This window comes from Caballeronia mineralivorans PML1(12) (assembly GCF_001028175.1).
In the GTDB taxonomy this organism is placed as follows: domain Bacteria; phylum Pseudomonadota; class Gammaproteobacteria; order Burkholderiales; family Burkholderiaceae; genus Caballeronia; species Caballeronia mineralivorans.
In genome coordinates this window covers 1-19,556 of sequence record NZ_AEJF01000116.1, presented here as the reverse complement: position 1 = coordinate 19,556, position 19,556 = coordinate 1, and the positions used below count along the sequence as shown (strand labels likewise).

At 60.0% G+C, this 19,556-nt stretch carries 18 protein-coding genes and 3 pseudogenes; 11 read left to right on the top strand and 10 right to left on the bottom strand.

Annotated elements, in window-relative coordinates; genetic code table 11:
- Positions 1-2 precede the first annotated feature (2 nt).
- From EOS_RS18070 to EOS_RS18060, 3 genes are all read right to left on the bottom strand, one after another.
- Entirely contained in the window at positions 3-986 is a 984-nt protein-coding gene (locus EOS_RS18070) for an FAD binding domain-containing protein (RefSeq protein ID WP_047848043.1), read from the bottom strand.
- A complete protein-coding gene (locus tag EOS_RS18065) occupies positions 979-1,659 on the bottom strand; it encodes a (2Fe-2S)-binding protein (protein WP_047848042.1) in 681 nt (226 codons plus the stop codon). Before EOS_RS18065 ends, EOS_RS18070 begins: the two co-directional genes overlap by 8 nt.
- 212 nt (positions 1,660-1,871) lie before the next feature.
- The gene (locus tag EOS_RS18060) at positions 1,872-2,855 is read right to left on the bottom strand and encodes an aldo/keto reductase (protein ID WP_047848041.1); all 984 of its coding nucleotides are present in this window, start codon (positions 2,853-2,855) and stop codon (positions 1,872-1,874) included.
- A 177-nt stretch (positions 2,856-3,032) separates the two neighbouring features.
- On the opposite strand from EOS_RS18060, the gene EOS_RS18055 reads away from it, so the two are divergent.
- Positions 3,033-3,935, top strand: a complete 903-nt coding sequence (locus EOS_RS18055) for a LysR family transcriptional regulator (protein WP_047848040.1) — start codon at positions 3,033-3,035, stop codon at positions 3,933-3,935.
- 202 nt (positions 3,936-4,137) lie between these two features.
- On the opposite strand, the gene EOS_RS18050 is transcribed toward EOS_RS18055, so the two are convergent.
- Positions 4,138-4,752, bottom strand: coding sequence for a tyrosine-type recombinase/integrase (locus tag EOS_RS18050; RefSeq protein ID WP_047848039.1), 615 nt, complete (start codon positions 4,750-4,752; stop codon positions 4,138-4,140).
- A 394-nt stretch (positions 4,753-5,146) separates the two neighbouring features.
- A complete protein-coding gene (locus tag EOS_RS18045; RefSeq protein ID WP_047848038.1) occupies positions 5,147-6,049 on the bottom strand; it encodes a LysR family transcriptional regulator in 903 nt (300 codons plus the stop codon).
- A 103-nt stretch (positions 6,050-6,152) separates the two neighbouring features.
- Here EOS_RS18045 and EOS_RS18040 point away from each other — a divergent pair, with 103 nt between their 5' ends.
- The 7 genes and pseudogenes from EOS_RS18040 (at position 6,153) to EOS_RS48975 (ending at position 11,623) form a co-directional block, all read left to right on the top strand.
- Positions 6,153-6,971, top strand: coding sequence for an oxidoreductase (locus EOS_RS18040; RefSeq protein ID WP_047848037.1), 819 nt, complete (start codon positions 6,153-6,155; stop codon positions 6,969-6,971).
- Between the two features lie 110 nt (positions 6,972-7,081).
- Positions 7,082-7,417, top strand: a complete 336-nt coding sequence (locus tag EOS_RS18035; protein WP_047848036.1) for a tautomerase family protein — start codon at positions 7,082-7,084, stop codon at positions 7,415-7,417.
- Between the two features lie 56 nt (positions 7,418-7,473).
- The gene (locus tag EOS_RS18030; protein WP_047848035.1) at positions 7,474-7,764 is read left to right on the top strand and encodes a muconolactone Delta-isomerase family protein; all 291 of its coding nucleotides are present in this window, start codon (positions 7,474-7,476) and stop codon (positions 7,762-7,764) included.
- 76 nt (positions 7,765-7,840) lie between these two features.
- Positions 7,841-8,637, top strand: a pseudogene (locus EOS_RS18025) (alpha/beta hydrolase).
- A 138-nt stretch (positions 8,638-8,775) separates the two neighbouring features.
- Positions 8,776-10,265 (top strand): annotated as a pseudogene (locus EOS_RS18020) (aldehyde dehydrogenase family protein).
- Between the two features lie 423 nt (positions 10,266-10,688).
- On the top strand, positions 10,689-11,075 hold the full coding sequence (locus EOS_RS18015) for a BON domain-containing protein (protein WP_047848034.1): 387 nt from the start codon (positions 10,689-10,691) through the stop codon (positions 11,073-11,075).
- 287 nt (positions 11,076-11,362) lie between these two features.
- On the top strand, positions 11,363-11,623 hold the full coding sequence (locus EOS_RS48975) for a DUF3331 domain-containing protein (protein WP_326972936.1): 261 nt from the start codon (positions 11,363-11,365) through the stop codon (positions 11,621-11,623).
- Here EOS_RS48975 and EOS_RS47550 read toward each other — a convergent pair.
- The 3 genes from EOS_RS47550 to EOS_RS18000 are packed head-to-tail and all read right to left on the bottom strand — an operon-like array spanning position 11,563 to position 14,604.
- Positions 11,563-11,700, bottom strand: coding sequence for a hypothetical protein (locus EOS_RS47550; protein WP_167348962.1), 138 nt, complete (start codon positions 11,698-11,700; stop codon positions 11,563-11,565). The genes EOS_RS48975 and EOS_RS47550 overlap by 61 nt on opposite strands.
- On the bottom strand, positions 11,693-13,804 hold the full coding sequence (locus EOS_RS18005; RefSeq protein ID WP_047848033.1) for an acetate--CoA ligase family protein: 2,112 nt from the start codon (positions 13,802-13,804) through the stop codon (positions 11,693-11,695). The genes EOS_RS47550 and EOS_RS18005 overlap by 8 nt, the downstream gene beginning before the upstream one ends.
- A gap of 17 nt (positions 13,805-13,821) precedes the next feature.
- A complete protein-coding gene (locus EOS_RS18000) occupies positions 13,822-14,604 on the bottom strand; it encodes an enoyl-CoA hydratase/isomerase family protein (RefSeq protein ID WP_047848032.1) in 783 nt (260 codons plus the stop codon).
- 248 nt (positions 14,605-14,852) lie between these two features.
- Here EOS_RS18000 and EOS_RS17995 point away from each other — a divergent pair, with 248 nt between their 5' ends.
- Positions 14,853-16,187 carry an MFS transporter gene (locus tag EOS_RS17995; RefSeq protein ID WP_087881965.1) on the top strand — a complete coding sequence of 445 codons (1,335 nt, stop codon included), beginning with the start codon at positions 14,853-14,855 and terminating at the stop codon, positions 16,185-16,187.
- Between the two features lie 18 nt (positions 16,188-16,205).
- Here the strand turns inward: EOS_RS17995 and EOS_RS17990 are convergent, their stop codons facing one another.
- Both EOS_RS17990 and EOS_RS49285 read right to left on the bottom strand, forming a co-directional pair.
- The gene (locus tag EOS_RS17990) at positions 16,206-16,997 is read right to left on the bottom strand and encodes an IclR family transcriptional regulator (RefSeq protein ID WP_047848030.1); all 792 of its coding nucleotides are present in this window, start codon (positions 16,995-16,997) and stop codon (positions 16,206-16,208) included.
- 659 nt (positions 16,998-17,656) lie between these two features.
- Positions 17,657-17,959: pseudogene (locus tag EOS_RS49285) on the bottom strand (integrase arm-type DNA-binding domain-containing protein); the annotation flags it as partial.
- Positions 17,960-18,416: 457 nt separating this feature from the next.
- On the opposite strand from EOS_RS49285, the gene EOS_RS17985 reads away from it, so the two are divergent.
- Together EOS_RS17985 and EOS_RS17980 are read left to right on the top strand one after the other, a co-directional pair.
- The gene (locus tag EOS_RS17985) at positions 18,417-18,998 is read left to right on the top strand and encodes a hypothetical protein (RefSeq protein WP_152693140.1); all 582 of its coding nucleotides are present in this window, start codon (positions 18,417-18,419) and stop codon (positions 18,996-18,998) included.
- 309 nt (positions 18,999-19,307) lie between these two features.
- Positions 19,308-19,556: hypothetical protein (locus tag EOS_RS17980; RefSeq protein ID WP_152693139.1), on the top strand; the 249-nt coding region annotated here is incomplete at its 3' end.

The following is a 19,556-nucleotide window of genomic DNA, read 5'->3' as shown; positions in this document are numbered from 1 at the left end:
CCCTACGCGGTCAGATCACGAAGATTGCGGACAATAGCTTGCCGCCCGAGCGGCACTTTGTACGCGTTCTGGGTGTACGGGCGGGCGTCCTGGAACGCAACGCCTGCCGCGCGCTCAAAAGCCTCCGGCGATGCGTTTTGCCCTATCAATGCGACCTCGGCGTCCCGAGCACGCCATGGCTTGGTGCCTACACCACCAAGGGCGATGCGTACCTCCCGAACGCGTTGTCCATCAAGCACGACGATGACTGCGCTTGATGCCAACGCGAATTGATAGGAGGCACGGTCGCGAAGCTTGAGGTAACCCGATCGACTGCCTGCGAGCGGCGCATCCAGCGTGACGTGGGTAATAAGCTCGTGCGCACGCAATGCATGCTCCTTCCAGGGCGTATCCCGCGGCAACAGGTGAAAATCCGCAAAATCGATATCGCGCGCGCTACCAGGTCCCTGCACGGTCACTTGTGCGCCAATTGCTGTCATCGCGACGCACATGTCGGACGGATGGGTGGCGATGCAGTCCTCACTGGTGCCAAGCACCGCGTGAACGCTGCGGTTGTGTCCGCCAATGGCCGCGCAACCCGATCCAGGGTTGCGCTTGTTGCACACTGAAAGGCCGTCCCGGAAATAGCTGCAACGCACGCGCTGCATCACATTGCCGGCGGTCGTTGCCTTATTGCGAAGTTGTGTCGATGCGCCAGCCAGCAGCGCCTCCGAGAGCACCGGGTAGCGGGTTCGCACGAGAGGATGCCGTGCAAGTTCGGTGTTGGTCACCAGCGCACCAATCCGCAGGCGTCCATCCGGCAGCGTTTCAATCTGTTTGAGCGGAAGACGGTTGATGTCGACCAGTTGGTTCGGGCGCATTACGTCCAGTTTGACCAGATCAAGCAGTGAGGTGCCGCCGGCAAGATAGGACGTTTCCGGCGCGCGAGCATGGTCTAGAACCGCTTGATTAGCGGATTCGGCGCGAGCATAAGTGAAGTCACGCATTGGGCAGGTCCTTCATCTTGGCGCGCGCGGCCTGAATCGCCGCGAGGATGTTTTTATAAGCCGCGCATCGACAAATGTTGCCGCTCATTGCTTCACGCACGCTTTCATCATCGGACGGAATGTCGGGATCGCTCAAAATGGCGACGGCGCTCATCATTTGCCCGGGCGTACAGTAGCCGCACTGGTAAGCATCGTGTTCCCAGAACGCTTCCTGAACCGGATGAAGCTGACCATTGCGCTCCAAGCCTTCAACGGTCGTGACCCGATCGCCGTCGTGCTGTACCGCTATGGACAAGCATGAGTTGATTGCATGGCCATTTACATGAACGGTGCAGGCGCCGCACTGACCGTGGTCGCAGCCCTTTTTAGTACCCGTGAGCTGCAAGCGATCGCGTAGGACGTCCAACAAGATCGCGTTCGTGGGGACATTAAGCGTATGCGTTTGACCGTTGACGTCAAGCCGGATCCGATGTTCGCCAGCGGCTAGTACTGCCGTGTCAGTGATGACCGGCTGCTTGCCGGACGTTGCTGCCTGGACGGGTCGTAACCACGGAGTTGCGGTCGCACTGACAACGCCAATCTTCAGGAAGTTTCGCCGCGAGGTTTTGTGGGCGGTTTCGGCCTCGGTCGTGGGCTGGCGCCGACGGTCTTTCTCTGAACTCTTGTCTGACATGGACTTGTCTCACCTGACGTAGATTGGAAAGAAGAGGGCGCTGTCTACGGTACGAGAGACCGGTTCGCCGCCTGACTCGTCAGGCGCGCCGCGTCTTCCCACATTGCAGCCCTCTCAACCGCGGGGACGCTGTGCCGATACCGAATTCCGGAACCGGGCGGGTTGTTGAATCGCAGGATTTACATCTCACTTAATTGAGCGACATCCTGCAATCAGCGGTCAATGCTTGCCATATGCTCTTCCGAAAGGCGCTCACCTTGAACCTTGATGTTCGCGAAGACCTTGGCGATCTCCGCTAAGTCGGCGTCTTCGAGCTTGACCTCTGCGGCGCCGAGGTTTTCCTGGACGCGTTTGATTTTGGTCGTGCCCGGAATAGGCACTATCCACGGTGCCTGAGCGAGCAGCCAGGCGAGAGCGATTTGTGCGGGGGTCGCATGTTTACGCGCGGCCAGGTCGTTGAGCAGATTGAGTACGGGCTGATTGGCGCGGATAGCGTCGGGTGTGAAGCGAGGGAATTGGGCGCGCAGATCGACTGCGCTGTCGAACTTCGTGCCCGCATCAATCTTGCCGGTCAGGAAACCTTGGCCCAGCGGGCTCCATGGAACAAAGCCGATACCTAGTTCTTCACAGATCGGCAGTACGGTGGCTTCCCAATCGCGCGTCCACAGTGAATACTCGTTCTGCACGGCGGTCACCGGATGGACCGCATGAGCGCGGCGCACGGTCTGAGCACTCGCTTCCGACAGGCCATAGTGCTTCACTTTGCCCGCCCGAATGAGGTCTTTCAGTGCGCCGGCTACTTCCTCGATTGGCACGTCCAGATCAACGCGATGCTGGTAAAACAGGTCGATCACGTCGGTTTTCAGGCGCTTGAGCGATGCGTCGGCCACCTTCTTGATGTGCTCCGGACGGCTGTTCAGACCCGGATAGGCATCCAGGTCAAAACCAAACTTCGTCGCGATGACCACTTCTTCGCGAAAGGGTGCAAGCGCCTCACCGACCAACTCCTCGTTCGCCCGAAAGCCGTACACCTCAGCTGTGTCAAAGAAGGTGACGCCGCCCTCATAGGCCGCACGGATGACCGCAATCGCCGCCTGCCTTTCGGTTGGTGCGCCGTAGCCGGAGCTCAGGCTCATACAGCCGAAACCGAGTTCCGACACTATCGGGCCGTTCGTTCCAAGTTGACGCTGACGCATGGGGTGTCTCCGGGTCGTAGTGGAAAAAAGGGCGAACTCGCGACGGGCGCAGCAGGCTTGCGTGACGAAAACCGTCGGTCAGAACAGCTCGCTTCCCAATGCCCCCCACTGTAGGCACAATGACTAAGAAGAAAAACACCCAAATACTCAACGCCGTATGAAGATAATCTTCACAATATGAGACTCAACCAACTCGACGGACTTCTTGCGTTCTGGAAGGTCGCGGAGCACCGCGGTTTCACCGTGGCTGCAGCAGCGCTTGAGGTTTCCCCTTCCGCGCTCAGTCAGGCCATCAGGAATCTTGAGGCGCGGCTCGGTGTCAGATTGCTTAACCGGACGACTCGCAGCATTAGTCTCACTGAAGCCGGCGAAGCCTACCTTTCGCGGATCGGACCGGCGCTGAGCGACGTACTTGACGCAGGAGAACAGATTCACGCGCTGCAGGGGCAGCCGTCGGGTCTGTTGCGCATCAATGCAGCTCGCATTTCCACCGTCATGGTGCTCCAGCCCCTGCTGGCGGGATTTCTGCAGGCCTATCCTGACATCCAGATTGAGCTGACAAACGATGAGGGCTACGTTGACATCGTCGAGCGCGGCTTTGATGCCGGCATTCGAATGGGAGAAAGTGTTCAGAAAGACATGATTGCGGTGCCTTTGGGCGGTCCGATACCCGTGGTCATTGTCGGATCGCCCGACTACTTCAAGCAACGATCCATCCCGGAGCATCCCTCGGATCTTGAGGATCATAATTGCGTCCGATTCAGGTTCTCCGGTAGTGGAGCCATTTACAAGTGGGAGCTCCTGGTCGATGGTCAGCTCGTCGAGTACGACGTCGGCGGCAATCTGACTATTAGCGATTCGTTGTTCTCGGTCCAGGCTGCGTTGGACGGCATTGCGTTGGCTTATACATTCGAGCAAATCGCGCTTCCCCACTTGCAGGCCAAAAGGTTGACGCGCGTGCTGAGCAGCTTTTCCCCGACATTTCCGGGCTTTTTTCTGTATTACCCAAGCAGGCGGCAGCTGCCCTCGAAGCTAAAAGCTTTGGTGGATTATGTGAAAACGCATTCGCAATCGCGATGAGACCGTTCCGAACGTCAACGAACCTGCAGAGTGCGGTGATTGCAAGATACGACGAACGGCCGTTAGGTTCTGAGCTGCGGTCGTTCGGAGCGATGTCCGCGAACAGCCGCTCATGGCCGGCAGTACACGCTCGGTATCTGGTGAATTAGCGGACGCACGGTCCTGATCGAACTCCGTCGACGTGCGACCGATAAGGGCTTTGCTAGATCTCGGTTTGCTCGGCGATCTCCAGCGCATCGTCAACTTCGATGCCAAGGTATCTGACTGTGCTCGCCAGCTTGGAATGCCCAAGCAGGAGTTGAACGGCTCGGAGGTTCTTCGTACGCTTGTAAATCAACGTTGCCTTAGTTCGCCGCATCGTATGGGTGCCGTAAATCGCTGAGTCGAGACCAACGGCTGCGACCCAACGATGTACGATCCGAGCATATTGCCGCGTAGAGACGTGAGGGGAGCTCAGAACACGGCTAGGAAAAAGATACCCTTCCGGCTTCAAGTGAGCCTTCTCAACCCAGGCAATCACCGCTGATCGCGTGGGTTCGGTCAACTCGAATTGCACCGAACGCTGTGTTTTATGTTGCACAATCATCACCCGGGGCAACACTTGACCACCGTGCATCACGTCGCGAACACGAAGGTTGACCAAGTCACAGCCGCGTAGTTTGCTGTCGATTGCGACATTGAACAACGCAAGATCGCGAACCGCATGCGCATTCTGGAGATAAATTCGTATTGCCCAAATGTCCTTCAGCTTCAGCGGTGGCTTTTGCCCAATTGGTTTGCCTCTGTTCCACGGCTCCCGCGTTTGCTTGGTTTCCATGTCAGACTCCAATTGGTTGATCGGAGTCTGATTTTGTGCTCATCGCGGAGCGCCGCTTTCCGCTAGTACGCAGGGCGGACGCGTGCAGTCGACCACAATATAGCGCCGTTCGAGACCGTCATTAAAATTGTCGAGGACTTGGCTATTTCCGCCCAACGCCCATAGACAGTATGACTTTCGCTGCGCACGGGGCTGACCGCCGCACGGAGATGAAACGCGGGTTAGCAACGAGTGCCAGAGCCGCAGGAGTATGGTCTAAGCCAATACTCAACGACGTGTTTCCAGCACGGAGATCGGCGGGTAGCAGCGGCGTATTGCTACACCGCCGCCTGCCACCAACTCGCCTCGCTGTCGGCGAGTCCCGAATACATCACAGGCGAAGCGCCGTGTGCCTTCAGTCACGCAGCGCCGCCTCAGCTAGGAACTCCACGAAGTCCAATACGAGACCGGAGCTTTCCCGCTCCCGCCAAAAGATATGCACGTTCAAATTCGGCAGCCCCTCGATCGGGACATAGATGATGCCATCGTGCCTCTCTCTCAACGCGTAATCGGCGCCGAGCATCAGCCCGCCACCATCCTTGACGATGCGCAGACCGATCTGCGCTTGCGTGGTCTCGTAAACGAAGTTTGGCACAACCTTGGCGCGTTGAAAGCTCGCCAGAACAGCATCGTAGAGCGGCTCGTTAACATTGCGGGAAAAGATGATCAGGTTTTCATCTACGAGATCTGTCAGATGAATAACCTTGACCTGAGCCAGCCGGTGAATGCGCGGCGCGGCCAATAGCCATCGCCCGCCGAGGACAAACCGGGTCGAAACCTTCGCCGTCTGATCTTCATTCGCCAACAGCACGCCCATGCCAATGTCAATCTGGTGGGTGATCAGGGCCTTGACTTGCTGCGTTGATACCATCTCCTTGCGGCTGATCTTGACGTTGGGATAGAGCTTCTGCAGTTCCGTCAACGCCGGCACGACAAAGGGCAGATCGGTGTATTCGACCATAGCGATCGCGATCCGCTGTTCGTTTTGAAACGCGGTGCGGCGCGTGACCTCCACCATCGTTTCCATCTGGGCCAAGACCTCGATCGCCTGCGCCTGAAAGACCTCGCCTGCGGCCGTCAGTACGACGCCTCTTCGATCACGGATCAGAAGCTGCACACCCAGAATGGCTTCCAACGCTGCGATCTGTTGGCTCAACGCTGGCTGCGTCACCGCGAGCTTTGCTGCCGCGCGTCCGAAATGCAATTCGTCGGCGACGCCGACAAAATAGCGCAGGTGCTTGAAGTCGATCGGGCTCATAAGTTTCTCTAATCACAGAGCCGGTGATAGTCGCTTGGACGGTGAGCGTGGGCAATCGTATTCTGTTTGCACGAGATGAACAACACTGCTGAGGAGCTAAATCGTGTCCAATTGGTTGGTAACTGGAATTTCCCGGGGCTTCGGAAAGCAATTGTCGGAAGAACTTTTGAAGAATGGACACCGTGTCGCTGGCACGACACGCAACGGCCTCAGCGATCTTCGTCACGCAAATCTGACCGTATTCAAGCTCGACGTGACGAACCCGGAGGATGTGCACGCAGCCGTCCTCGATATCATCGAGACCGTCGGACCAATCGATGTAGTAGTCAACAATGCCGGCTTCGGCATGGTCGGCGCGGTCGAGGAGGTCTCACCGGATGAAGCGCGACATGTGTTCGCGACGAACGTGTTTGGAACGCTGAACGTCATTCAGGCGGTTCTACCCTCCCTCAGAGAACAGCGTTCCGGCCTGATCATCAACTTCTCATCGGTTGGCGGCATGGCGGGTTCGGCCGGGTTCGGGATCTACAACGCGACCAAATTTGCCGTCGAAGGCATGTCCGAAGCTCTTGCTCTGGAGGTGAACCCTTTCGGCATTCGCGTGATGATCGTCGAGCCCGGCTACTTCCGCACCGAATTCCTGTCGTCGCAATCCATGTCCAAAGCGGAGCGCGTGATCGAGGACTACGCGTCGACCGCCGGCGTGACACGCGCGAACGTCGGAAGCCGCGATGGTAGCCAGTCCGGCGATCCGGCGAAGGCTGTGCAGGTGATCATCGCGGCGGCGGAATCCGAGTTCCCGCCATTGCGGCTGCCGCTGGGCGCCGATGCCTTTGCCAGGATTGATGAAAAGATCGCGAAAGTGCAATCCGACATGGCGGCGTGGCGCGAGCGGGCCACCGCAACCGCGTTCGAACCCTGAGGCTTTCCTGCCTTCTACCGCTTGAGAGCCGACATGCGTAGTCATCGTTGCAGGTGCAATCCCGCTCCTGCAACGCCCCGCTGCGCTCCAAATTCCCAAAAAGAAAAAACATGCCCTTCGTAAATGTGAAACTGGTCGATGGCGTCTTCACCAGCACCCAGAAACATGCGCTGGCAAAGGCCCTAACGGACGTCATGGTCAAGTTCGAGGGCTCCGAGGCGTTTCGCCAGGTGACCTGGGTCTTGATCGAGGAACTTCACACCGACGGCTGGCACATCGGCGGAGAGCCGTTCGCCGGACCTCCGTCCCTAATGGACACGCTGGGTCGGTCCAAGGACGTCTTCGAAATGATTGATGGGAGGCCGATGTCCAGGGACGAGTTCGCTACCGCCCTGCCGCCCGTCGATGCCTCCGAGCAGGCGGCCAAGCTCCACGCCCAGAAGTAGAGTCGGTTATGTTCGAACTAAACTTGCCTTCGAGGCAACACACCAGGAGCAATCAAATGCAATACATCGTCATAACCCGCCGGCGTAGCGAAAAATTTTCGGACTCCGAATACACCCCCGAGAGGCTCGCAGCCGAAACCGCTGCCGTTCGCAAGCTCTATGGCGAGGGCATCGTGCGCCACATTTGGCACCGTGGCGATGTGGGGGGTGCATGCCTCCTGCTCGAAGTCGAATCCGAAGACGGCGTGAAGTCTGCCCTGGACAGGCTGCCATTGTTTGGTTTGGGCATGCAAGAAGCCGTCTCTATTGTTCCACTGGCGCCCTACCGCGGCTTCGCGACCGAATAGCGCCTCTTCGGGCACCTGAACGGCGATGATCCCGCTCGCTCCCGAAGACATCGAACATCAAAGGAATGACAGGCTCATGCCCCAGATCGACAGACGCACCTTTACCATCGCGGCCGCCGCAATGGCCGCGGCAAGTCTCCTCCCGGCCGCGGCCCGATCCGCGACCGTGCCCATCGCCAAAAACGTAGTCCTGGTACATGGGCTGTTCGCCGACGGGTCATGCTGGTCAGATGTGATCGCACGATTGCAGGCCGCAGGCCTCAATGCCACAGCCGTGCAGAACCCTTTGACGACGCTACCGGAAGCGGTCGCCTCGGCACAGCGGTCGCCTCGGCACAGCGGGTGCTCGCCCGGCAGGACGGCCCCACGGTCCTGGTTGGCCATTCCTTCTCAGGGATGATCGTCACCGAGGCCGGCATGCATCCGAACGTTTCTGCTCTCGTCTATGTGGCGGCGCGAGCACCCGATGCGGGCGAAGATTATACGGCGTTGGCCAAGACGTTTCCGACACCGCCCGCCTCGGCGGGAATCGTCTTCGATGGCGACGAAGGACGCCTGTCCGAAGTTTCGTTCTTGCGTGATTTCGCGGGGGACCTGCCGGAAGCGAAGGCAAAGGTGCTCTATGCGGTCCAGGAGCCGTTCTACAGGGAGCTGCTCACGGGTAAGACCACGCAGGCGGCCTGGCGGTCGAAGCCGGGCTTTTATGCCGTCTCGACGGAAGATCGAACGATCAACCCCGATCTCGAACGCTTCATGGCCAAGCGCATGGGCGCCAAAACAATCGAAGTGAAGGCCAGCCATCTCTCGCTGATCTCCCATCCGCAGGAAATTGCGGAGCTCATCATGGCCGCTGCGGGACAACCCGTGAAGTAGCAACGGACAGGCGGGCGCGGTCCATTTAAGGGGAAGCCCGCCACATTCTCCATGTCTCGACGATCCTTCATCAATGGCAACGCGGCCCCAAGCTGTCGGTGAGGCTGTCGGCCTGGGTTTTGACAACCACCAAGAATAATGCTCATGTCCACCTCTGTTCCCTCCGCGCCCTCTCATTATGTCTTTGGCGAACTCCTTATCGACGGGCGCTGGCGTGCCGGCGCTGCAGGAACGATCTTCAAGGATCTCGATCCCTACACCGGCCGGACGCTCGTCGAAGTACCACAGGCGAATGTCGCGGATATTGACGCTGCCTATGCGAGCGCCAAACGGGCTCAGCGCCACTGGGCCAACACCTTGCCGGGACAGAGGGCCGAGGTTTGCGCAAAGCTGCCGCGGTCATGGACGTTCGTCACGTTGAGATCGTCGACTGGTTGATCCGGGAATCCGGCAGCGTTCGCATCAAAGCGGAGCTCGAATGGTCGGCGGTTCGCGCTATCATCCTCGAGGCGTCGACCCTGCCAACCCGCGAGTCGGGTCGCATCATGCCTGGCGATATTCCGGGCAAGGAGCACCGGATCTACCGCGTCCCGGTGGGCGTCGTCTCTGTCATCAGCCCCTGGAATTGGCCGATGCATCTGAGCAGCCGCGCCATGGCGCCCGCGCTGGCTCTCGGAAATGCCGTCGTCTTGAAGCCGGCCTCCGAGACGGTCGTCACCGGCGAGCTGCTTCTTGGGAAGATCTTCGAGGAAGCGGGTCTCCCGCCGGGTGTCCTGAACGTCGTCAGCGGTGACAATCATCTGATTGGCGACCCGTTCGTCCTGCATCCCGCATCACGGGTGATCTCGTTCACCGGCTCAACGCCGGTCGGACGACGCATTGCCGGATTAGCTGCCACCGGGAAAACACTCAAAAAGGCGCAGCTCGAATTGGGCGGCAACAATCCGCTTGTCATCCTCGACGATGCCGATCTTGAGCAGGCCGTGAACATCGCCACCTTCGGACGTTTTCTGCACCGGGGCGAGCTGTGTGTCAGCGTCAACCGCGTGATCGTCGATGATGCCCTTCACGATCGGTTCGTGGAGGCGTTCGTCGAGCGGGTGAAGGGCCTGAAATATGGCGATCCGAACCTCGCCGATACAGCTGTGGGCCCGATCATCAACCAACATCAGCTTGATGGTCTGAACACGATGATCGTCGACGCGCGCGCGGACGGCGCGACGGAGCGCGTTGGCGGCAAACCTGAGGGGCTCGTTCTTCCGCCACATGTCTTCACCAACGTGACGGAGCATGTGCGTCTCGGGCGAGACGAGATTTTTGGGCCTGTCGTACCCATCTCGCGCGCCAAGGATGAACCGGATGCGCTGCGTATGGCGAACGATACCGAATTCGGTTTGTCGAGCGCCGTGTTGACACGCAACATCGATCACGGCGTACGGTTCGCACATCAACTCGAGGCCGGTATGACCCACGTCAACGACCTTCCCGCGGTGGATCTCGCAAACATGCCGTTTGGCGGCGAGAAGAACTTCGGTCTCGGCCGGTTTGGCGCCAATGGAATGTTCGAGGACTTCACGACCGAGCACTGGATCTCGGTGCAACACGGCGCGCGTCAGTTTCCTTTCTGACCAAGGCCATTTTTCGAAACACGTCACCGCCAGTCAACAGCTCCTAGCCTCGCCAGTTCAGATCAGGGAAAGCGCATCACGAAAGCAATTGGTTACTACCAAAACCTGCCTATCGATGATCCGCAGTCGCGGGTCGACCTGGACATCCACATACCTACGCAAGGGCAATCAACAGGCCGGACCTATGCCGAGTACCACATCGTCGATGAACGCATTGTCGGCATGAAACCCAGGCCATCACCGCCGAAGAGGCGGCGGCTCTCCCTCTCATGTCGACGCAAAGCGAGCGCAATAAATTTGATTCATGAGGATCGCTGAACAGCAATAGGATCCCAACGCAGTACGTGCTCATCCGCCTCGGGTGACAGTGACGTATCCATAACTCAAACGAATTTTTCTCAAACTCAAATTAAGGATCAAATCATGAAACTTCCACAACTCGTTGTGAGCAGCGGCCTTGCGATCGCTGTTGCGGCTTTCGCTTATACGCCGGCATTTGCGGCGAACTCGACGACTGGCGCGTCGGACAGTACCGCAGCGACTAGCGTGCAAGCAGCCCCGACGAAGAAGTCGGTTCGCGCAGCCAACCGTGCATTTTCCAAGACCGTTCAGAAAGCCATTTTCAAAACCAAGGGTCTCGAGCACACGACAATCTCCGTCTTCGGCAATGCAAAGACGGGGCACGTAACGCTGGCCGGTCAGATCATGAGCGAGGATCAGGATGGCCTGGCTGTCGATGCGGCGAAGCAGGTGCAGGGCGTCACGTCGGTTAGCAGTAAGTTGACGCTGCGCGAGCAAGGCGGAAGCTAAGCGGTGGGCGCGGCACGCCGGCCGTATTCGGCCGTCGCGCCATTGAAGTGGCTCTGGCTGTATTTGCACTATGTCCACGCAGACCACTGGAGGTGGATTGATGATCGTACTTTTCGAAGACGATATCGTGGTGCGCGCGCTGCTGAACGTCCTCGATCCGTCCACCAAGCAACTCGATGCATGCGCGATGAATTCTTCCCTGAACCACAAGAAGCACCACGTCGGCACGGGCTCGCCTGCGGCCGACGATCTTTGCCGCACGGTCGGACCGCCCGCCCGCCCGCATCGTGGTCGTGGAGCGCTTGTCGTCCTTCACGATCAGCGTTTCGTGGAGCGACCCGTGTTCGGGCCGGTACACGGAGCAGATCTGGTGCAGCGGCCTTGCCCGCATTGCGGCCGTCTGCGCACTGACGGGCCGCGCCATCAATCGCGCCGACCGGGTGTTTCGTCCCCGTGCGCGTAAGATACGTTTGCCTCGGAATCGGCATCAGATGATCCTGGCCGCCACCGTCGGACATCGCACCGACCTGGCGATTGCGGGCACATGACACAGCCAGTTCGTGCCGCTTAGGGTTTGCGCGGTAGGGGATGCTTCGTCGAGTGTGACAAGAGCATCGTCATTCATCGCGAGCCTCCGATGCGAGTACAGCAACGCCGTCGGCTGCCCGCACGCCTTGTCCAGCCGGCAGCACGAAGATCGGATTGATTTCTGCTTCGACGACACGCCCGCCAAGCCGTACCGCCATTCGCGCGAACGCGACGATCGCAGTTACGAGTGCATCAACATCAGCGTGCGGCCGTCCACGAAACCCGTCGAGCAGCCGCCAGGTTTTCAGGTCGTGGATCATTTCGAGCGCGTCTACGCGCGACAGCGGCGCTTCGGTGGAGAGGAGACGCATTGTCGTATCCTTGAACAACTCCGCGGTGACGCCGCCCATGCCGAGCAGCAATACTGTGCCGAGTGGATCACGATGAAGGCCGAGAATCAGTTCTGTACCACCAGTCACCATTTCCTGCACGAGAAATGCATTCGCGGATATGCCAGTCGCGGTTTCGACGTCGTCGCGCATGCGGTTCAGGCGCGCCCCGATGCTGTCGGCAGTGACGCCCACCGCTACGCCGCCGACATCGCTCTTGTGCGTGATCTCGTTCGACAGCAGCTTGAGCACGACCTTGTCACCCAGATCGCGAGCGGCGCTCTCCGCTGCATGTGCGCACGTGACGACACGCTCGCGCACCGCTGTCACGCCGAAAAGGGAAAAAAGCGCTTTCGCCTGCGCTTCGTTGAGTGATCCGACCGGTAGATCGCTCAGGTCGACTTCTGATTCAAGGGACCTTTCGTCCGAACTCACAGCGCGTCGAATGTATTCGCCATGCCGCCACATCGCCGCGAGTGCGCTCGTCACGCTTTCAGGCGAAGCAAACGCCGGCACTGCCTGCTCGTTCAGCAAGCGCGTGATCTCTGGCGCGTGAGGGCTCACAAATGCCATCACGGGTTTGTCGCTGCCGGGCAGCGAATCGCGGATCGCGTCAGCCATCAGGTCAGGCATTGCGAGGCCCGATGATCCAACGATAACCACGACCGCGTCGTAAGTCGGACTTTCGAGCAGCGCGCCGATCGCGCCACGCAGAAGAGCGGGTTGCAGGCCCGCGAGCGTCACATCGATCGGGTTGCGATCGAGCACCGCGTGATCGCCTGTCTGGAGTGCGCGCAGTTTTGCAGCCGTCGCCTCGTCAGGAGGCGGGGTCTCGAAGTTCGCCATGCCGAGGCTATCTGTGACGAGCGTGCCTGCGCCGCCAGTCGAGGTTAAAATCGCCACCCGTCGCCCGGAGAGCTTACGACGCGTAGCGAGCGCATGAGGAATGTCGAGCAAATCGGAAAACGTCTGTGCACGAATGACGCCGATCTGGCTGAAAAGCGCGTCGTACACGCGGTCGGAGCCGGCCAGCGCGCCCGTATGCGAGACCGCCGAGCGTGCGCCGGATTCCGAGCGGCCGATCTTGAAGACGACGACCGGCTTACCTGCGGCCGCCGCCCGTAACGCCGCGCGGCGGAACCGGTCCGGATGACGCAACCCCTCCATGTAGAGCGCGATAACGGAAGTCGAATCATCGTCAACCAGATAATCGACAAAGTCCGCCATGTCGAGATCTGCTTCATTGCTCGTCGACACCAGCTTTGACAAGCCAATGCCGCGTGCTGCCGCCCGCGACAACAGCGAGCCGAGAATCCCGCCGCTTTGCGACACCACGCCGATCCCGCCGACTGTGAAAACGTCGGTCTCCAGCGCCCCGCTTGCTGACAGCGTGATGCGATCGGTGAGGTTGACGAGCCCGATCGTATTCGGGCCGAGCAGGCGCATGGACCCTGCTGCCTCGACCAATTGCACCTGACGCTTCGCGCCTTCCTCGCCAATTTCTGCATAGCCACTCGCCAGCACGATTGCAGCGCTCGTCCCGCGGCTCGCCAGATCCCGCACCGCAACGTGGGCGCGCTCGGCGCCGAGCAGCACGATACCAACATCGGGCGCGTGCGGCAGCGACGCTACATCGGCATAGCAGGGCAGGCCATCGATCGAGTCGTAACGCGGGTTGACAGGGTAGATGTCGCCATCGAAGCCGTGCTTCCTGAGGTAAGCCACCGGGCGGCCTGAAGTCTTGGCTGCGTCCGCCGATGCGCCGACTACGGCTACGCTCGCCGGGCGCATCAATTTTGAAATTGCGTTCATGTCGATCTCCTTCGTGCTCAGTTGGTTTTGTTCAGGAATGCGAGCACCGAGTCGCGATGTTCACTGCTTGTGTAGCAGACGGCCTGTGCCTGGCTGCCTTGTGCAAACACCTGATGCGCTGACAGTTCGTAGCTCTGGTTGAGGATGCTCTTGCCGAGCGCAAGCGCCGTGGCCGAACCCTGGCTCAATTCGGCGGCCCAGGCGTGGGCGTCAGCGATAAGCGAATCCGACTCGCTCAGGCGATCCGCGATGCCGATTTCCAGCGCTTCCTTCGCATCTACCTTGCGCCCGCTGAAAATCAGTTCCTTCGCCCGCGCGAGGCCGACCCGTCGCGGCAAAAAGTACATGCCGCCTCCGTCGGGAATCAGCCCGCGTTTGATATAGCTCCACGCGAAGCTCGCTTCCTGTGACGCGAGGATAAAGTCGCAGGACAGCGCCATATCGGCACCGAGGCCCGCCGCTGCGCCGTTGACTGCGGCGATCGTCGGTTTGGGCATCGAGTAAAGCAGATTGACTGTGTAATGCACTAGTTGCTGACGGGACCAGCCATTGAACGCTACCTCGCCCGCGGGCGCTTCCATCCGTTGCGCCATACCGCTGACGTCGCCGCCAGCGCAGAATGCCTTGCCGTTGCCAGTCAACACCACGGCGCGTACGTCACGGTCGCGCGACACGGTCTCCAGCGCCGCGATCAATTCGGCACGCATTTCGTCGGTGATGGCGTTACGCTTTTCAGGACGATTCAGCGCAATCGTGGCGATCTGCGAGTCGAAAGTGACTTGAATGGTGGAGGTGCTCATGCGTGTCTCGCTGGTTGAATTGGAGTCGACTGACAAGGTCAATCTGCCAATGCAGCTTAGCCCTGCAGGCCGCACAAGACACCCCGTCAATTCCACTCTGTGGAACTGGGCATGCTTCATCCGAGGGCTTGAGCAATTCCACTGGATGGAATTGGCAGATTGTCATCGAGCGGTCGGCGCCGATAATGGGTTCCAACGCAGGACACTTGCCATGACGATCCTGCGGCCTATACAAGCCCGGAGACATGATGCACGCAGCCCGTTCAAATCCAATCGACGTCAGCGCCGTCGTGCAACCGCAGACAGAGGCCGTCTACCGGAAAGTCACTTGGCGGCTGCTGCCGTTCCTCTTCATTTGTTACGTCTTCGCTTATCTGGATCGCGCCAATATCGGCTTTGCGCACCTGCAGTTCTCGCGTGAAATCGGTCTTTCCGATGCGGCGTTCGGTCTGGGTGTCGGACTCTTCTATGTGGGCTACATGCTCTTCGAGGTGCCGAGCAACCTGTGGCTTGCGCGAGTCGGCGTAAGAAAGACGCTGATGCGCATCATGGCGCTATGGGGCATCGTTTCGGCGGCCACCGCGTTCGTGCAGACGCCCACGCAGTTCTACATCGCGCGCGTGTTGCTCGGCGCAGCAGAAGCAGGATTCTTTCCGGGCGTGATTCTCTACTTCACCTACTGGTTTCCGGCCGCACGCCGGGCGCGCGTCACGTCACTCTTCATGACGGCGATCTGCGTATCGGGCATCATCAGTGGACCGCTGTCGGGATGGATTCTCAACAACATGTCGGGCTTTCTCGACTACAAGGGGTGGCAGTGGCTGTTCCTTCTCGAAGGTTTTCCGTCGGTGGTCGCCGGTGTTTTCGCGTATGTCTATCTGACGGACCGCCCCGAGCAGGCGACATGGCTTTCGGGCGACGAAAAGGCCCTTTTGCTGGGGGAGCTTAGCCGCGACGCGCAAACGAAGGCCGCACGTGCGCATGGGTCGATCTGGGTCGCGTTAAAGGAGCCAAAGTTCTATTTCCTGACGTTTGCGTATTTCAGCGTGCCGTGGGCGAGCATCGTCGTGCATATCTGGGCTCCAAGCGTGATCCAGAAAAGCGGCGTATCGAACTACTGGCACATTGGGCTTCTGTCGGCGATTCCGTATGTGGTTGGCGCCGTTGCGATGTATCTGCTCGGCCGGAACTCGGATCGTATGCTGGAGCGGCGCTGGCACTTCATGGCAAGCGCATTGATGGCCGCGCTGGGCGTCGCGCTTCTGCCTGCGGCGGCGAATCACGCAGGCATTCTGGTGGCACTGCTTTGCGTCGCGACGGCCGGTTATCTGGGCATGCTGTCGCTGTTCTGGACGATCCCGCCCGCTTACCTGTCCAGCACGGTCGCAGCAAGCGGCATCGGCCTCATTAGCAGCCTCGGCCAGTTTGGTGGCATCTCGGCGCCATCGGTGATCGGTTATGCATCGACGCACTTTGGCAGCAGCGCCACGGGTCTCTACGCGGTCGCCGTCGTGTCCATTCTCGGTGGCCTTGCAGTGGTGCTGGGTATCCCAGCGCGCGCGATCAGTGAACGCCGTGAATGAAAGAGACGCTCGCAGTTCTTAGCCTTCTAGGCGCACGCATTCGGCTGTGATTTCGTCGCGCAGACGCAGCAGGGGTGCTGCTAGTTCGCTCACAACGCTGTCTTTCGACGCCGTCGTGCGGACGCTGAAGTTGAGGACCAGCAAGCGATGTCCGGGAATGGCGAGCGGTGTCGCGAGTGCAATCACTTCTGGCTGCCAGCTTGCGACACAAAAGCCGTTTCGGTGCACATCATCCACGGCTTCAGTGATTTCTCGCGCGAGACGCCCCCAGCCGCTACGTCCGCGCCGCGCGAACGCGTCCATCAGACGGGTGAATTCGGCCTCCGGCTGCGTCGCGAGATATGCCCGGCCGAGCGACGTCAGTTCCATCGGTACGCGTTGTCCCGATACGATCGTACGCAATGACGCACGTTGGTTGTAGCGAATGGACTCGAGGTAGACCATCTCCTCTCTGTCGGCGCCCGCGATTCCGACATTGATACGCATCCTCTGGGCCGTGTCCCGGATCAGTAGCCCGGCGGCCTTTAGTACGGTGGATCCGCTGCGCAGCGCCTGTGCGAGACTGAGGACGGGTAGCCCGAGCCTATACGCCCGGCGCGCCGAATCGTGCTCCAGATAGCCTGCTTCCACGAGCGTTCGCGTGAGGCGGCTCACTGTCGCCTTCGGCAAACCAGTGCGTTCCGCGAGATCTCCGTTGCCGAGAAGCGTCGCACCAGGACCGAACGCGCGCAGCAGTTCGAGCCCGCGTTCGAGCGATCGATTCGACGGGGTAGCGTTCGATTCCGGTTGTTGATTCTTGTGGTTCGCCATAGACAGTAGGTTTGCCGTGCATAACGTAAAAAGGTCGACTATCGACGCAGCAGATGGTACCCCTCTTGGATTTCATGTAGATACCGGTTTGCAACCAGTAGGGGTAGGGAGCTAAGCCGCTTCGATGGTGCGTCTGAGTCGCCGAGGCATCGGGTGAACTGCGCCGTTAGGGAGTTGGTCGCCGCAGTCAAATTTTCTAGACTTGGCTGGACTGTCGACTTCTGACCTCTGAGATCCTTGGCGATACTCTCCGGCACAGTGAAAGTCACCAGACGTTCATTTCCAGCCGGCGGCTTTCGATGGCTGCTCGAACGTGATCAGCCGTTATACGAACGCCCGCCTCGAGTCGCAAGTACGCAGGCGCGTGTGGTGAAACCTGACATTCGCGGCTATCGATGTGCGAATGTCAGGAAAGCGACCTGTAGCCGCCTCACCAACGTCAATGCCCGCATGTCGGCAAAGGCCGATGACCTGCCGGACAGACCAGAAAAGCGAGCGGCCGCAGTACCTCGCAAGCGGTCATCGCAAGCGTTCGGCGGCGACCGACCGTTGAGGGTCGCGGAGTGCCATTCGTTCCGCTCGACAGCCGTCATTCAAAAGCACTCATGTCTTTTGATGCAGAGGAGAGCACGCGCACGGTGCGGAGGCTTAATCACCCGTCACGGATACATTGCGTAGCGAGTGAGGTGGGCAGCGTCGCCGACCCGTTGGGCGGTAGAGCGACAACCACCACGCAACCGCGTTCCTAGTCCATATCCGTCGACGACGACCTCAATATTGGTCCAATTGGCCTCCTTATATTTGTACCAGTATTCGGCGGCAGCCCTGAACGTTTTGATTTGGACCAGCGCGTCGCGCTGTTTGTCGTCTCGCCGCTTTTTGCGGGGATCGATGCCATTTGCGACCAAGGCTCGGTATTCTGCCGCTCGCTCCCGAGCTTGCTGTAGCGAAACCGCGGGATAAGTGTCTAGGGCTCGGCGGAGTAGGTGAAACGCAGCATGGCTACCTTACCAAGGAGGAGCAAAGCAAGCTGGGCGGAATCTAGCCTTCGAGTTGGCGAGCGACTGATTGCCTGGTCCGATGCGGGTTCCGGCTGCTCAGAACGTCTAAAGAGCAAGAGGTACGTGAAGTGACGCGCGAGGCGATGGGTTCCACAGTCGAGACGGGGAGGTGCAGTACGTCCTGACACCGGCCGGCACCGCCGCGCTGAACCCGCGCGCACTGCAACGACAGCCTCGCGGCGGCATATGGCGCACCCGTCAGCCGGGTGCCGCCGAGATTTCTTGACCGAAGCCGATAGCTAATCCCCGGGTTGTTCCTGCTGCGTAGGTTCTTTGGGCCACGCAGCAGTCTTTTTATCGCATGGCCCACGCGCGGTCCATAAACAGGACGTGGTGGAACCTTGAAGGACAGATGGACGTGGAACAGGTTTACAGCAGCGAGTCGACAGGCACATTTCAGGCGCGGGGCGGCGAAGCTGTTCCGTCGGTAGCCGGGAACCACGCCGGGGCCGTCATCAATCTAGGTGAAATCGGACGCTTCCTTGGCTTGCTCGCATCGCTCACATGCACGTTGGCGATCAGTCGGCGTCCGTCATATGTTGCGCTGCTGGGCGCGGTGTTACTTGGACTCGAGGGTGGCAGTCTGAGTGCGGACGCCGTCACGATGGACGAGGCGCCGCAGGCGTGGGTTGTCTATGCGCAGCGCGTATCGCAGCAATTCGAGAAGGCGCTGGAGGGAAAGAGCGAGGCCGCGCAGCGCTTTCATGCGAACTTTGAGCAGGGCGCGTCTGGCGTCACGCCTGATGCGCCGCCGGTCCTGCGCGTGAAGGTGTGGTTCGATTCGAAGGGCCAGGTACGCCGCGTCGAGTTCGACTCGCTGGGTGATGACGGGGCGGATGCGGCGTTGCGCCAGGTGCTGCTCACCCAGGTGCTGGGCCTGTCGCCACGCGACATGAAGCAGCCGGTCATTGTGCGTCTGAGCCTCGCGGCTCAGCTCTGAGAGGCACACGATGCTGCGTGTGCTGGCTTTACGTATGCGAAGTCCGCAAGGCGTCTGTGGTGAGCGCGTTGAGCAAGATCCGCATCGCACAGATCTATATCGCGACGCCGCCGGGCGCCGATGCGGCGACGATCAACGGGGATGCGCCGAAGAGAGCGCTGGCCGCGGCGCGTCAGGGCTTCGGGGTGAAGATGTCCTCGAGTTCGAGCGCTTCGTTGCGCGTGATCGCGGGGCCCGGATACCCTGACCGCGATGAGGGACAGGGCGGCATGAGTTATGCGTGGACATCCAAGGTAGCGGGAGGAGGCGATGAGCGGATATCAATGGCTAATGGCGGAGCGGGCCGAAGGGCTGCTTGCAAAAGGCCTGATTGCAAGCAGCCCCGTGGCAGTGGGCGTGGCGCTGTGCGCGTTGCTGTGTGTGGTGCAGCCGGGCCTTGCCTGCGCGCAGGCCACGCCGGTTGCGCCGGGCGATGCTGCATCGGCTTCAGGGCCGGCCTCGGGGTTTGCCTTGACGTCCACTTCCTCGGCCGGGTCGAAACCGGTGTGCGTCGATGCG

Bases quoted from the DNA above. Each gene is read 5' to 3' on its own strand.
- EOS_RS18070 (WP_047848043.1), bottom strand. From the start codon at position 986: ATGCGTGACTTCACTTATGCTCGCGCCGAATCCGCTAATCAAGCGGTT.
- EOS_RS18065 (WP_047848042.1), bottom strand. From the start codon at position 1,659: ATGTCAGACAAGAGTTCAGAGAAAGACCGTCGGCGCCAGCCCACGACC.
- EOS_RS18060 (WP_047848041.1), bottom strand. From the start codon at position 2,855: ATGCGTCAGCGTCAACTTGGAACGAACGGCCCGATAGTGTCGGAACTC.
- EOS_RS18055 (WP_047848040.1), top strand. From the start codon at position 3,033: ATGAGACTCAACCAACTCGACGGACTTCTTGCGTTCTGGAAGGTCGCG.
- EOS_RS18050 (WP_047848039.1), bottom strand. From the start codon at position 4,752: ATGGAAACCAAGCAAACGCGGGAGCCGTGGAACAGAGGCAAACCAATT.
- EOS_RS18045 (WP_047848038.1), bottom strand. From the start codon at position 6,049: ATGAGCCCGATCGACTTCAAGCACCTGCGCTATTTTGTCGGCGTCGCC.
- EOS_RS18035 (WP_047848036.1), top strand. From the start codon at position 7,082: ATGCCCTTCGTAAATGTGAAACTGGTCGATGGCGTCTTCACCAGCACC.
- EOS_RS18030 (WP_047848035.1), top strand. From the start codon at position 7,474: ATGCAATACATCGTCATAACCCGCCGGCGTAGCGAAAAATTTTCGGAC.
- EOS_RS18015 (WP_047848034.1), top strand. From the start codon at position 10,689: ATGAAACTTCCACAACTCGTTGTGAGCAGCGGCCTTGCGATCGCTGTT.
- EOS_RS47550 (WP_167348962.1), bottom strand. From the start codon at position 11,700: ATGAATGACGATGCTCTTGTCACACTCGACGAAGCATCCCCTACCGCG.
- EOS_RS18005 (WP_047848033.1), bottom strand. From the start codon at position 13,804: ATGAACGCAATTTCAAAATTGATGCGCCCGGCGAGCGTAGCCGTAGTC.
- EOS_RS18000 (WP_047848032.1), bottom strand. From the start codon at position 14,604: ATGAGCACCTCCACCATTCAAGTCACTTTCGACTCGCAGATCGCCACG.
- EOS_RS17995 (WP_087881965.1), top strand. From the start codon at position 14,853: ATGCACGCAGCCCGTTCAAATCCAATCGACGTCAGCGCCGTCGTGCAA.
- EOS_RS17990 (WP_047848030.1), bottom strand. From the start codon at position 16,997: ATGGCGAACCACAAGAATCAACAACCGGAATCGAACGCTACCCCGTCG.